The organism is Companilactobacillus nantensis DSM 16982, from assembly GCF_001435815.1.
GTDB lineage: Bacteria > Bacillota > Bacilli > Lactobacillales > Lactobacillaceae > Companilactobacillus > Companilactobacillus nantensis.
The window spans coordinates 1-12,595 of sequence record NZ_AZFV01000027.1; the positions used below are offsets into that span (position 1 = coordinate 1).

The following is a 12,595-nucleotide window of genomic DNA, read 5'->3' on the forward strand; positions in this document are numbered from 1 at the left end:
TAAAAGTTACCTCCTACTCGATTCTGTTAATCCTAAATTTGAGAAATCTTTTAAATAATGTATTATATATAATTGAGGTGAAGAAATGTTTAGAAATGCAAAAGAAGAAGATGCAGATCAGATATTGCCAATTTTGTTCCAAATCTTCGATGAGATGGAATTAGATGTATTTAAAGAAGTTGGCGATGAGAAGATGGCTCAGGTTATCAAGGAAGGTTTCTTCCAACCTGGTTATCGCTATGGTCTCGATAATATTCTTGTAAACGAGATTGATGGTAAGGTTGTTGCTATTATGGTTGGCTATCCTGAGGAATTAGAGGATACCATTGACGAACCATTAATTAAGATTATGCACAATTATGGTATTAAAGAGAAAAACTTGTTTGAGGATAAGGAGGCTTGGCCTGGTGAATGGTATTTGGATTCATTTGCGGTTGCTCCTGAGTTCCAAGGCAAGGGTATCGGTACCAAGACAATGGAACATTTTATCGACGTAATTCGTGATCGTGGCGAAAAGATTTTAAGCTTGAACGTTGATGTCAATAATGAACCAGCTAAACACGTCTATATCAAGACTGGCTTTAAAAAAGTAGGTCAATTGTATATCGGCAGTCATTTATATGACCATATGCAATATGATTTAACAAAATAATTAAAAAACAGCAAATACTCGCTAGTAATTCGAGTGTTTGCTGTTTTTTTGAATGGTAGTTATTATTGACAAATTAGACCTAAAAAGATGTTTGATTTTAATTCAGGAAATATTTATGCTTAAAATATTAATCAATTTATACCAAAAGCAGATTTTGTTAAAAAAACTTGTCTAGTTTTAGTTTGGTAGCCTGATACTACTTCCAATCAACTTGTCTAGTTTTTTCAGATAATCACGTTTAAACGTTAATGTAAGCGGTTTCTGCTTGTGGTAACCTAGGAATTGTTGGAGGGCACATGAAGAAATATTTAACCATATATCATGATTTGTTGAGTGATATTCAATCTAAAAAATATCGATCAGGGGAAATTCTTCCGAGCAATCAACAATTAGTAATGCGTTATCGGGTATCCCGGGAAACGGTGCGCAAAGCGATGCAATTGTTGGCAGATGAAGGTTATATTCAAACGATTCGTGGTAAGGGTAGTTTAGTTTTAGGTAAAAAACGCTATCTATTTCCAGTTTCGTCTATCAAGAGCTATAAGGAAATTGTTGCAGAGAGTGGATTAGATTCAGTTAATCGTGTGTTAAAAATTCAAGATCACGTATTAGTTCCAGAGCGTCTACGCTTTGGTTCACCAGCAATATATTCACAGTTGATTGTTCGAGAACGGATTGTTAATGGAACACCAACGATTCTTGACTATGACTATATTAATGAGGATGTAGCCAACGAAATACCTGAAGCAGCTGCTGAAGATTCATTGTTTAATTACTTTGAAAGTAAGCTTGGTTTGACAGTTGATTATGCGGTGAAACATTTAACGGTTGAAAGTGCCGAATATGATGACTGTGATCGATTGAAAATTGATCAATCGGTACCAATGGTGGTCGTTCGTAGTGAAACGCATTTAACCGATAGTCGGATTTTATCCTACACGGAATCGCGTCATCGTGCTGACAAGTTTAGCAGTGTTGAATTTGCCCGTCGACATCATTAAATACCAATAGGAGGGGAAAATGTTTGGATTAAAAAAACATGTTACAAGTGATGAATTAATAGCACCAATTACAGGGCAAATCGTTAATCTAAATACCGTTTCAGACCCTGTTTTTGCACAGGGAATGATGGGAGCAGGATTCGCAATCAAGCCGGATTTAAATGACTCAGAAATAGTGGCGCCAATCAGTGGCAAGATTACGGTAGCACAAGGACATGCTGTTGGCATTGTTCGTGATGATGGATTGGAATTCTTGTTACACATTGGCATCGATACGGTTTCCTTGAAGGGAGCACCGTTTAATTCATTGGTTAAACCTGGTAAACGAGTTAAAGCAGGTACCCCATTGGTCGAGATTGATTGGCAACAAATTACAACAAATAAGCTTGATCCAACTGTAATGGTTTTAATTCCTAATTCAAAAACTAATTTGGGGTCGTTAACAGTCGCTGAACAATCAGTTACTAAGCAACAGATGATTGGACAAGCAACTATTAAATGATATGGAGGGAATGAACAAAATGTCAAAAAGTAAAGATTATTCAGCCTTAGCAACGGAGATAATTGCCGGTGTTGGGGGACCTGAGAATATAAATAAAGTTATTCACTGTATTTCACGTCTGAGATTTTATTTGAAAGATGAAAAGATTGCTCAAACAGAAAAAATTACGGCACTTGATGGAGTAGCTGGTGCTTTGTATAACGCCGGTTTAGGACAATATCAAGTTGTTATCGGACCAGCTGTTACTGATGTTTATGATGAAGTTATTAAACAATTAGGTGCTGGCTTTGCCGATGAAGAAGCTACTGAATCAGCTGTTGCTGAAACGGGTGCTGCTCAACAAAAAGAACCACGCCCAACAAATCTTTGGGGATGGATCTCCAAAGGCTTTCAAGTTCTAATTGGAACTATCACTGGTTCAATGATTCCAATCATTGGTTTGTTAGCCGCATCTGGTATTTTAAAAGGATTTTTAACGCTATTCACATTTAATTTGAATTGGATTGATACTAAATCGACTACCTACATTATTATTAACGCTATGGGCGATTCAGCCTTTTACTTCTTACCAATTTTAGTTGGGTTCTCAGCTGCCAAACAATTGCGCTCTGATCCAATCGTTGTAGGTGCTATCGCTGGTGTCTTAGTTCACCCAACAATTGCTGCACTCTGGGCTGCACCTACTAAAGGGATGGCAACTTTCTTAGGTATTCCAATGAATGCTGAATTCTTTGGTTTACCAATTCACATCCCACAGTACACATATTCAATTTTCCCAATTATCTTTGCTGCTTGGTTAGCTAGACCAGTTGGTAATTGGCTCAAGAAAGTTCTACCTTTAAGCTTACGTTCAATTTTACAACCACTATTTACACTCTTTATCGTTGCTAGTGCTGTTTTAGTAATTATGGGACCTGTTATTTCCTTGATTTCAAGTGGATTAGCTGCCGGAATCAACATGCTTGTAACAGCTAATGAAGCTGTCGCTGGCTTAGTAATCGGTGGTTTGTATCAAGTATTAGTTATCTTCGGACTTCATTGGATGGTCGTACCAATTGTTTCAAATGACATTGCAATGACCGGTCACTCAGTTCTAAATGCTTTGATTAACTTTACAATGATTGCTCAAGGTACTGGTGCTTTGGCAGTTTGGGCTAAATCAAAACGTGCTGATATCAAAGGCTTATCCTTAGCTGGTGCTTTATCTGGTTATGCCGGAGTTACTGAACCTGCTATGTATGGTATTAACTTGAAATATGGTCATGTCTTCTGGATGGCAAATATTGGTGGTGCTGTCGGCGGTTTGATTGCTGGATTGTTCAAGATTGATATGTTTGGTTTTACCGGTTCATTGATTGGTTTCCCATCATTCTTCTCTAAGACAAATCCTAACAATATTTGGGCTTTCGTTATTGCTAGTGCTGCAACAATTATTGTTTCATTTATCTGTGTTTACTTCTGGGGTTACAGTGATGCTGATTTAGCTAAAGTCAAAGCTGCCCAAAAGAAGAATGTCTTTAAAGATGCTACAAATAAATAGCTAAGGAGTTTTCTTATGACAGAAGATTGGCAAATTACTTATCAAGATACGCCAATTGGGGTTAAATCCTATGGTCAAGAATCAATTCTCACACTTGGTAATGGTTATCTAGGTTGGCGTGGAGCACCGGTGATTAGTCGTTATAACGATGATCATTATCCTGGATTGTATGTAGCTGGGATTTTTAATCAGACCAAAACCAAAGTTAATGAGCATGATGTCATTAATGAAGACTTGGTTAATTTTCCAAATCCACAGCTATTAAAAATTACGGTCAATCAGACGGAATTATTAGTTCCATATACTAAACGGTTAGCAAAGTTAGATATGCAACATGGAACCCTAACTGAGGAAATGGTTTTTCCGATTGAACAAGGACATTTGTTTTTAAAGACGACTAAAGTCTGTGACCCAGTCAATTATCATCAATTGGCGTTGAAAATTAATTTAAAGTTAGATTTTACAGCTACAATTAAAGTCGAATTAATTGTTGATGGGGATATTCAGAATCAAAATGTTGCACGTTATCGTAATTTCAATAGTCAAGAGTTTACAGTAACTGATACTTCAGAACACGTTTTGCAAGGTGAAACATTACAATCAAAAATCAAATTTGCTGTGGGAGCAAAGACAACTAGTTCTATGGTAAATTTTGAAACTAAATATACTGATAGAGAAGTTATTGATCATGCTGAAATTAAACTAGAAAAGGAACAAAACTTTGGAATTACACGGGTAATGGCAATTGCTACGAGTCATGAAACAGCTGATTATTTAAATATTGTTGAGGAGTCACTCAAACAAGGTCAATTTGCGGCGATTTATCAAACTAATATTGCACATTGGCAAAATTTTTGGCAGAAATCAGATATTGAATTAGTGACTGCTGATGCTGATATTCAAAAGTTGGTTCGTTTAAATGTTTTCCAATTGCATCAAGCTGCTTCAGAATTGTCCAATCCTAATTTTGACGCGTCAGTTGGTTCTCGAGGTTTGACAGGTGAAGGTTATCGTGGGCACATTTTCTGGGATGAATTGTTTATGGTACCTTATTATGCTGCCAACGCTCCATTAGCTGCTAAGGCAATTATTCAATATCGAATTGAACGCTTGGCTGCAGCTCAGGATAACGCGCAACGACAATTGGAGCATGGTGCCATGTATCCTTGGCAATCAGGTAGTATTGGGGATGAACAAGCCCAATTCATTCATTTGAATCCAATGACTAATACGTGGTATCCGGATAATTCGCGGTTGCAACGCCATGTGTCTTTAGCAATTGTTTATGATCTTTGGAGTTACACACAAACGACTGGAAAAAATGATTTGTTGATTAACGGTGGACTAGGTTTGTTGCTACAAACTAGTAAGTTTTGGTTAGAAAAAGTCGAATTTGATGGCCATAAATACCATTTATCAGGTGTAATGGGTCCAGATGAATTTCATGAAGCCTATCCCAATACAGAAACCGGTGGCTTGTCAGATAATGCTTATACGAATTTAATGTTAGCTTGGTCATTGTCTTGGTTATTGGAGCTAAAGAAAACAATGCCAGAGTATTTTGTTAAAGCTTGTCAGAAGACGAATTTTAGTCAGGTCTTAGTAACTAAAGCTCAGGAAGTTAGTCAAAACTTAGCGTTGTTTATAACTGAGGATGGAGTAATTGAGCAATATAATCATTATTTTGAATTGAAAGAGTTAGATTTATCAGCCTATGAGAAAAAATATGGTGATATTCATCGAATTGATCGAATTTTGAAGTCAGAAGGGAAATCTTCAGATGCTTACCAAGTTGATAAACAAGCAGATACCTTGATGATGGTTTATAATCTTGGGGCAAAAGTTATGGCCACAACAATTGAGGGATTGGGTCATAAGTTGCCAACTGAATGGTTATTACAAAATCGTGATTATTATTTGGCACGAACGGTACATGGATCAACAGTTTCTCGACCAGTTTATGCGAGCGTTGACGTAGCTCTTGGAGATGCCGATGCTGCTTGGAATAAATTGAAGGTAGCCTTGAAATCAGATTATGCGGACATCCAAGGGGGGACAACTGCCGAAGGAATTCATACCGGAGTTATGGGAGCAACCTTGACGGTAATTATGCGTGACTTTGCCGGATTGCGTTGGGAAGATAATTGCTTAACGATTAATCCACAATTGCCAGATGCATGGAAAAAATTAGCATTCACGCAAACATATCGGGATGTTGAGTATCATGTTAGTTTCCAAGATAAAGAGCTAACAATTACTGTTAGTCATAATTGTGAGGTAAGGATTGCTGGAAAATTGGTTTCTTTAGAAACTGACAAACCTTATGTTCAAAAGTTTTAATATATCGAAAAAGATATTTAAAATAAGTTTTAAATCATTGTGTATAAAAAGAGTGGACCAAAGAAATTCGTACATCAATTTCTTTGGTCCACTTTTAATTTTTTCTTTAGGCTATAATTTTCTATTCTGACTTTATGAGAAAATCGCACGCTTCTCTAGGAACTTTACTATATACTTAATTTTGAAAATGAATAAAGTTAAAAGGGGTTCATTATGGAGAAGACACTTTTTAAAACTAAGAATTCAAAACTCACAATTGAAAAAACTAAACCTAAATTGAAGGATGTTGTCGCTTGGGGACTAATAGTAGCATTAATAATATGGTGGGTAAAAAAATAAAAGCAAACAAGTCTTTGTAGAAAAAAGTAGTTTACTTTTATGATTTTAATACCGGTGATCGGGGTCGAACCGATATTGTTTAATGTAAGTAATTAGAAGATATCCATTCGATATCATTTGCTTTGACTGTCTGTGAAATAGGATTAGCTGGCAGAGCATCTGAAATAATAACTTTATATTCTGTTAAAGTATTCATCTTAAAAAAGCTGGTTTTAAAGAATTTGGATTTATCAATTAAGAGAATTGTTTCCTTTGATTTATCCATGATAGTTTTTTTCGAAAGTGCTTGATTCATATTTGATTCATAGATACTGCTTTGATCGATGCCACTGGCGGAACAAAAAGCTAAATCAATATTGAAGTAATTAATAATCGGATTTTCAAATTCGCTATTTAATACTGAACATGAGTTATGCTGAATTTCGCCACTAGTAATGAAAGTTCTGATAGTGTCATTACCGTTGGCAGCCAAGGTATTAGCCACGTTCAGACTGTTCGTGACAACTATCAAATTGTCGATGTTTTTAATATATTCACATAATTGAAAAACAGTTGAACTAGAATCTAAATAAATACACATCCCAGGGCCAATAAAATCTCTAGCAATCTTAGCTAGAGATTTTTTTTCGTCCAAATGTTGTTTTTCACGTAATAAAATATTTTGTTCCATGGTATTGAATGTATTTAATATGACTTCGCCGCGTTCACGTCTGATCAAGCCTTGCCGTTCTAAATAAATTAAATCTCTTCTTAATGTCGATATACTGCAGAATGTTTCAGTAGCTAAATCAGTGGTACTTACTCTCTTTCTCTTTTGAATGATTTCAGTGATTTGCATGATTCTGTCTTGTCTATCCAAAGAAATTCCTCCCCAAATATGATACAAAATTTACCCTCCAAGAATAACAACTTTTTGAACAATAGTGAACAAATAACCTACTAAAAAGTGAACAAAATTCATTATCCGTTCATTTTATGCAACCGCTTACGATATGATGATATATTCATTATGGAAATTCAAGTAAGGGAATTGGAGGGAGGATATGACGAATGTATTAGCTATGGATTTTGGTGCCTCATCTGGTCGAGCCATCGTCGGTCGTTATGAAGATGGGAAAATTCAGCTAGACGAAACACATCGCTTTGAAAATGGACCAATTTATTTTGAAGATAAATTATCCTGGGATGTTGAGAAACTTTTTTCAGAAATTAAGCAAGGTATCAAAAATTCAAACCAAAAGTATGAGATTACGAGTTTAGGTATTGATACCTGGGGTGTTGATTTTGGCTTAATTGATGAATATGGTGATTTGATTGGCGTACCAATGCATTATCGGGGTGTGAATACTGAAAAAATTTTAAAAAGAATTTCAGATTTCATCTCATTACAAGATTTATACGACAGCACTGGTAATCAAATTATGAAAATTAACACACTCTTTCAAATCCTATCAATTCGCGAATACTATCCTGACCAATATTTTAGAACTAGAAAAATATTAATGATTTCGGATTTATTTAATTATATGTTGACTGGCAAAATGGCTGCTGAAAGAAGTATCGCATCCACGACCCAGTTAACTAATCCATATTCAAAAGATTGGTCGAAAAAGATAGTTGATAATTTTAACCTGAATGCCCAATTACTACCCGAGATTGTCGACGAAGGAAATCAGCTTGGATGTATTCGAAAGAATTTAAACTTGGGTGATATTCAAGTAATCAATGTTTGTCAGCATGATACTGCAAGTGCAGTGCTCAGTATCCCGGCAACGAGTCCATTTTTATTTATATCTTGTGGCACGTGGTCACTGGTTGGAACCGAATTGAACCACCCAATATTAAATGAGAAAGCCTTGAAATATAATTTGACGAATGAAAGTGGTTTTAATAAAACAACTGAATTTTTGAAAAATTGTACGGGTTTATGGATAGTTCAAGAGTTAAGACGAAATTATCACGAAGTTGGTATCGACTTTTCCTATGAAGAAATTACGGAAATGGTTAAGAACACAAAGGATACGGTGTGTGTGATAGATACGGATGATGATTTGTTTAATGAGCCTGGTGATATGCGCCAACGAATTGCTCAATATGCATCCGACAGTCAGCAAAAAGTTCCCACTGGTCCAGGAGAATTTTTCAAATGTGCTTACGAAAGCCTTGCTCAAAAATATTTTGAAACGATTAAGGAAATTGAAGATGCCACCGGTAAAACGTATCCTGAGATTCACGTCGTTGGTGGTGGCTCAAAGTCAAAATATTTCTGTCAATTAATCGCAAATGTTACACAAAAAAATGTTTTGGCAGGTCCAGCAGAAGCAACAGCCATGGGTAATGTCTTAATGCAATTGATTTCATTAGGTGAAATCAAAGATGTTGCAGAGGCGAGAAAAATTGTTGCTAATTCTGTAACTATTGAAAGTTTTGCACCGTTGCAAAAATCGAAGTTAGTGGAGGAATAAATTTCATGAATTCATATCCAAAAATTGGTATTCGACCAACAATCGATGGTCGTCAAGGTGGAGTACGTGAGTCGCTTGAAGAAAAAACAATGGACATGGCTCGCTCCGCCAAATCATTGATTGAAAGTTCACTAAGATATGCGGATGGTACACCGGTTCAATGTGTTCTAGCTAGTCGCACGATTGGTGGACGCGGTGATGCTGGAATTGTCCAAGAAGAATTTATGGGTCACAACATTATTGCTACATTATCAGTTACACCAAGTTGGTGCTACGGAACCGAAACGATGGATTTGGAACCCAACACAATCAAAGCTATTTGGGGATTTAACGGTACGGAAAGACCAGGGGCCGTTTATCTAGCAGCTGCCATGAGTGGTTATGCCCAAAAAGGTTATCCAGCTTTTAAAATTTATGGACACGACGTCCAAGATTTAGACGACAATTCTATTCCTGAAGATGTTCAAAACAAAATTTTATCTTTTGCTAAAGGTGCCGTTGCAATTGGTCAAATGAAAGGTAAGTCCTATGTGAATATTGGTGCTTCTTCAATGGGAATTGCTGGTTCCCAAGTCGACAGTAATTTCTTTAAGGATTATCTAGGTATGCCTGTCGAATTTGTTGACATGACTGAAATCTTACGTCGTATGACATTGAATATCTATGATCCAAAAGAATATGAAAAGGCTCTTAAATGGATCAAAGATAACTGTAAAGAAGGATTAGATATTAATGAAGGCAAAGATTTACCAGAGGTAATTACTAAATCAAAAGTTGTTCCAGCCAATAAAGATTGGGAATTCATTGCTAAACAAGCCATTATCATCAGAGATATTTTATTCGGTAATAAGGAGCTAGCTAAGCTTGGCTGGGAGGAAGAAGCTCACGGTCACAATGCAATTGCTGGTGGTTTCCAAGGTCAACGTCAATGGACCGATTGGCTGCCAAATGGTGATTTTACTGAAGCTATGATGGCCTCAACTTTTGACTGGAATGGTGCTCGTCCCGTAACAGCTTTTGCAACTGAAAATGACACGTTAAACGGTGTTTCAATGTTATTAGGAACATTGTTAACAAATAAAGCTCCAATTTTTTCTGATGTGAGAACTTATTGGAGTCCCGAAGCTGTCGAAAGAGTAACTGGTAAAAAATTAAATGGACGTGCAGCCAATGGTTTTCTTCATTTAATTAATTCAGGAGCTTCAGCCCTAGATGGAACGGCAGCGGCTAAAGATGCTAACGGCCAACGGACAATGAAAGAATTTTGGAATATGACTCAAGTTGATCAAGAAGCCTGTTTAGCAGAAACTGACTGGTGTCGTGCCAACTATGAATATTTCCGAGGCGGTGGTTTTTCATCACACTTTAAGACTGCAGCTGAGTTACCAGTGACATTGATTAGATTGAACCTAGTTCGTGGTATTGGACCAACTTTACAAATTGCTGAAGGTTATACGGTTGTCCTAGATGATGATGTTCACAAAATTTTAGACGAACGAACAGATAGAACTTGGCCAACGACGTGGTTTGCACCAAATCTAGGAGCTGCTGGTTTTGAAACAACTTACGATGTAATGAATCACTGGGGTTCAAATCATTGTGCATTCGTTCAAGGTCATATCGGAGCTGAATTAATCACGACTGCCAGCATGTTAAGAATTCCTGTCGCCTTACATAATGTTCCGCAAGCTGAAATCTTCAGACCAAGTATGTTTGATGGCTTTGGAACAAAGAATTTAGAAGCAGCTGATTTTGAGGCATGTGCCAAATTAGGACCATTTTATAAAAATTGATGAGTGAGGAATGACACGGATGTTGATGGAGAAGGAACGTGAACAATTAATTGAGTATGGTAAAAGATTAGTTGATACCGAACTAACCAAAGGTACTGGTGGAAATCTAAGTATTTATGATCGTCAAAATGGTCGGATTGCTATCACACCATCAGGAATAGATTTTTATGAAATTAAAAAAGAAGATATCGTCATTTTAGATATCGATGGAAATATTTTAGAAGGTCAGACAGTTCCGTCAAGTGAATGGCAAATGCATCTGAAAGAATATCAAGCGCGAGATGATATGGATGCAATTATTCACGCCCATACCACATATGCCACTGTTTTATCAGTTCTACATGAACCATTGCCAGCATCACACTATATGATTGCCGTTGCTGGAAAAGATGTTCGTGTTGCTGAGTATGCCACCTATGGTAGTAAAGAGTTAGCTGAGACATCATTTGCAGCTATGAAAGATAGAAAAGCTGTTTTCTTGGCAAATCACGGTTTGTTAGCTGGATCATATAATCTTGCCAATGCGTTTAATATCATCGAAGAAATTGAATATTGTTCTAAAATTTATTGCATTGCTAAGAGTATTGGAAACCCAGTAGTTTTACCAGACGAAGAGATGAGCTTAATGGCGAAAAAATTTGAAAGTTATGGCCAAGTTAAGTGAGATTTTAAGGATTGTTAGTAAAAAAATTAGAAAAGAACACTTTATATATTAAGGAGAGGGAAAAATGCAAAATAGTTTGGATAGACAAAATATAGAGAATTCAAAAAGAATTACCCTAGGTATCTTATCCATTTCATTTTTAATGTCAGTTAGTAACGCTATTTCAGGTACGATTCCATTAATGCAGAAGTATTTTTCAAATGTCTCAAGTTCTAATATTGAATTACTAGTAGTTATTCCAACTGGTGGGGTACTTTTAGGTACTGTTATCAGTGGTGCCATTGGTAATGTCATTGGTAAGAAGTACACGGTGCTTTTAGGATTAACCATAGCGTTAATAACTGGGGTACTGCCGGCCTTCTGGGCTAATTATTTTACGATCCTGCTATCCCGAGCAATGTTTGGGGTAGGATGTGGTATCTTTACACCATTGAGTGTTTCATATATTACTGATACGTTTTCAAAAGAAAAATGTCATCGGCTATTAGGCTATCGTAATGCGATCGGTGCCATCGGTGATTCGATTATGTTATTTATTGCTGGATTTTTGATCAAGTTTAGTTGGAATACAACATATTTAGTGTTCTTCTTCCTACTAATTCCAATTATTTTAATCATATTTTTTGTTCCCAAAGAACTAGATAATTTTGAGGCAATAACTGATGAAAATGGTGAAACTGAAGTTGTTGAAAAAACATCGAATGTTAAACCATCAACTAATTTAAAAGTTATTAAATTAGCTGCTATTTTCTTATTCATGTGCATGTTTTACAGTGCCATCTCATTGAAGTTTGCTAATTACGTTGTTCAAAATAAAATCGGTACAGCTGCAACAGCAACATATATTTTTGGTTTCTTGACATTATGTTCTATTTTCTCTGGACTATTGTTTGACAAGATTTCGAAGATCTTAGGTAAATGGACAGTGGTTATTTTTGAAGTTGTCACGGCTGGAGCTATGGTCGCTTTAACTCTTTCAACTTCAATTCCTGTACTACTAGTTTTGATTCTTATCTGTGGATTTAGTAACGGGATTATCAACCCAGCTCTAACGGCCAGAATGGTTGATTATTCACCAGAAAATTCCATGAATTTAACAACCTCAATTATTATTATCGGTATCAATATTGGTTTCTTAGTAGCTCCATATGCCTTCCAGTTGATTGCAACTGTTTTCGGCAATGCGACACCACAATTTATCATTTTAGTTTCAGGTTTATTCTATATTGCTTTAGCTCTTTACGATGTATACACAGTTAAAAGAGATCGTCTTACACTATAAAATTATTAATTAAATTA

At 36.2% G+C, this 12,595-nt stretch carries 11 protein-coding genes; 10 read left to right on the forward strand and 1 reads right to left on the reverse strand.

Annotation, left to right across the window (positions count from 1 at the left end; genetic code table 11):
• Positions 1 to 85 precede the first annotated feature (85 nt).
• The 6 genes from FD31_RS10820 to FD31_RS14505 all read left to right on the forward strand — a co-directional run bounded on the left by FD31_RS10820 (position 86) and on the right by FD31_RS14505 (position 6,374).
• On the forward strand, positions 86 to 652 hold the full coding sequence (locus FD31_RS10820) for a GNAT family N-acetyltransferase (RefSeq protein ID WP_057892797.1): 567 nt from the start codon (positions 86 to 88) through the stop codon (positions 650 to 652).
• Positions 653 to 948: 296 nt separating this feature from the next.
• Entirely contained in the window at positions 949 to 1,653 is a 705-nt protein-coding gene (treR, locus tag FD31_RS10825; RefSeq protein WP_057892798.1) for a trehalose operon repressor, read from the forward strand.
• Between the two features lie 19 nt (positions 1,654 to 1,672).
• Positions 1,673 to 2,155: a PTS sugar transporter subunit IIA gene (locus FD31_RS10830; protein WP_057892799.1), complete on the forward strand. Its 483-nt coding sequence runs from the start codon at positions 1,673 to 1,675 to the stop codon at positions 2,153 to 2,155.
• 19 nt (positions 2,156 to 2,174) lie between these two features.
• Positions 2,175 to 3,695 carry a PTS transporter subunit EIIC gene (locus FD31_RS10835; protein ID WP_057892800.1) on the forward strand — a complete coding sequence of 507 codons (1,521 nt, stop codon included), beginning with the start codon at positions 2,175 to 2,177 and terminating at the stop codon, positions 3,693 to 3,695.
• A 15-nt stretch (positions 3,696 to 3,710) separates the two neighbouring features.
• Entirely contained in the window at positions 3,711 to 6,035 is a 2,325-nt protein-coding gene (locus tag FD31_RS10840) for a glycosyl hydrolase family 65 domain-containing protein (protein ID WP_057892801.1), read from the forward strand.
• 213 nt (positions 6,036 to 6,248) lie between these two features.
• The gene (locus FD31_RS14505) at positions 6,249 to 6,374 is read left to right on the forward strand and encodes a hypothetical protein (RefSeq protein WP_268872427.1); all 126 of its coding nucleotides are present in this window, start codon (positions 6,249 to 6,251) and stop codon (positions 6,372 to 6,374) included.
• A gap of 79 nt (positions 6,375 to 6,453) precedes the next feature.
• Here FD31_RS14505 and FD31_RS10845 read toward each other — a convergent pair whose 3' ends face one another.
• Positions 6,454 to 7,212, reverse strand: a complete 759-nt coding sequence (locus tag FD31_RS10845; protein WP_371862660.1) for a DeoR/GlpR family DNA-binding transcription regulator — start codon at positions 7,210 to 7,212, stop codon at positions 6,454 to 6,456.
• 205 nt (positions 7,213 to 7,417) lie between these two features.
• Between FD31_RS10845 and FD31_RS10850 the strand changes: the two genes are divergently transcribed.
• The 4 genes from FD31_RS10850 to FD31_RS10865 all read left to right on the forward strand — a co-directional run bounded on the left by FD31_RS10850 (position 7,418) and on the right by FD31_RS10865 (position 12,578).
• Entirely contained in the window at positions 7,418 to 8,839 is a 1,422-nt protein-coding gene (locus tag FD31_RS10850; protein ID WP_057892802.1) for a rhamnulokinase, read from the forward strand.
• 5 nt (positions 8,840 to 8,844) lie between these two features.
• Positions 8,845 to 10,632, forward strand: a complete 1,788-nt coding sequence (locus FD31_RS10855) for an L-fucose isomerase (RefSeq protein WP_057892803.1) — start codon at positions 8,845 to 8,847, stop codon at positions 10,630 to 10,632.
• Between the two features lie 19 nt (positions 10,633 to 10,651).
• Complete coding sequence (locus FD31_RS10860) at positions 10,652 to 11,296, forward strand: L-fuculose-phosphate aldolase (protein ID WP_057892804.1); 645 nt, start codon at positions 10,652 to 10,654, stop codon at positions 11,294 to 11,296.
• 64 nt (positions 11,297 to 11,360) lie between these two features.
• The gene (locus FD31_RS10865) at positions 11,361 to 12,578 is read left to right on the forward strand and encodes an MFS transporter (protein ID WP_057892805.1); all 1,218 of its coding nucleotides are present in this window, start codon (positions 11,361 to 11,363) and stop codon (positions 12,576 to 12,578) included.
• Positions 12,579 to 12,595 lie beyond the last annotated feature (17 nt).

Coding starts and splice junctions, on each gene's coding strand:
- FD31_RS10830 (WP_057892799.1), top strand. CDS start 1,673: ATGTTTGGATTAAAAAAACATGTTACAAGTGATGAATTAATAGCACCA.
- FD31_RS10835 (WP_057892800.1), top strand. CDS start 2,175: ATGTCAAAAAGTAAAGATTATTCAGCCTTAGCAACGGAGATAATTGCC.
- treR (WP_057892798.1), top strand. CDS start 949: ATGAAGAAATATTTAACCATATATCATGATTTGTTGAGTGATATTCAA.
- FD31_RS10865 (WP_057892805.1), top strand. CDS start 11,361: ATGCAAAATAGTTTGGATAGACAAAATATAGAGAATTCAAAAAGAATT.
- FD31_RS10820 (WP_057892797.1), top strand. CDS start 86: ATGTTTAGAAATGCAAAAGAAGAAGATGCAGATCAGATATTGCCAATT.
- FD31_RS10840 (WP_057892801.1), top strand. CDS start 3,711: ATGACAGAAGATTGGCAAATTACTTATCAAGATACGCCAATTGGGGTT.
- FD31_RS10845 (WP_371862660.1), bottom strand. CDS start 7,212: ATGCAAATCACTGAAATCATTCAAAAGAGAAAGAGAGTAAGTACCACT.
- FD31_RS10855 (WP_057892803.1), top strand. CDS start 8,845: ATGAATTCATATCCAAAAATTGGTATTCGACCAACAATCGATGGTCGT.
- FD31_RS14505 (WP_268872427.1), top strand. CDS start 6,249: ATGGAGAAGACACTTTTTAAAACTAAGAATTCAAAACTCACAATTGAA.
- FD31_RS10860 (WP_057892804.1), top strand. CDS start 10,652: ATGTTGATGGAGAAGGAACGTGAACAATTAATTGAGTATGGTAAAAGA.
- FD31_RS10850 (WP_057892802.1), top strand. CDS start 7,418: ATGACGAATGTATTAGCTATGGATTTTGGTGCCTCATCTGGTCGAGCC.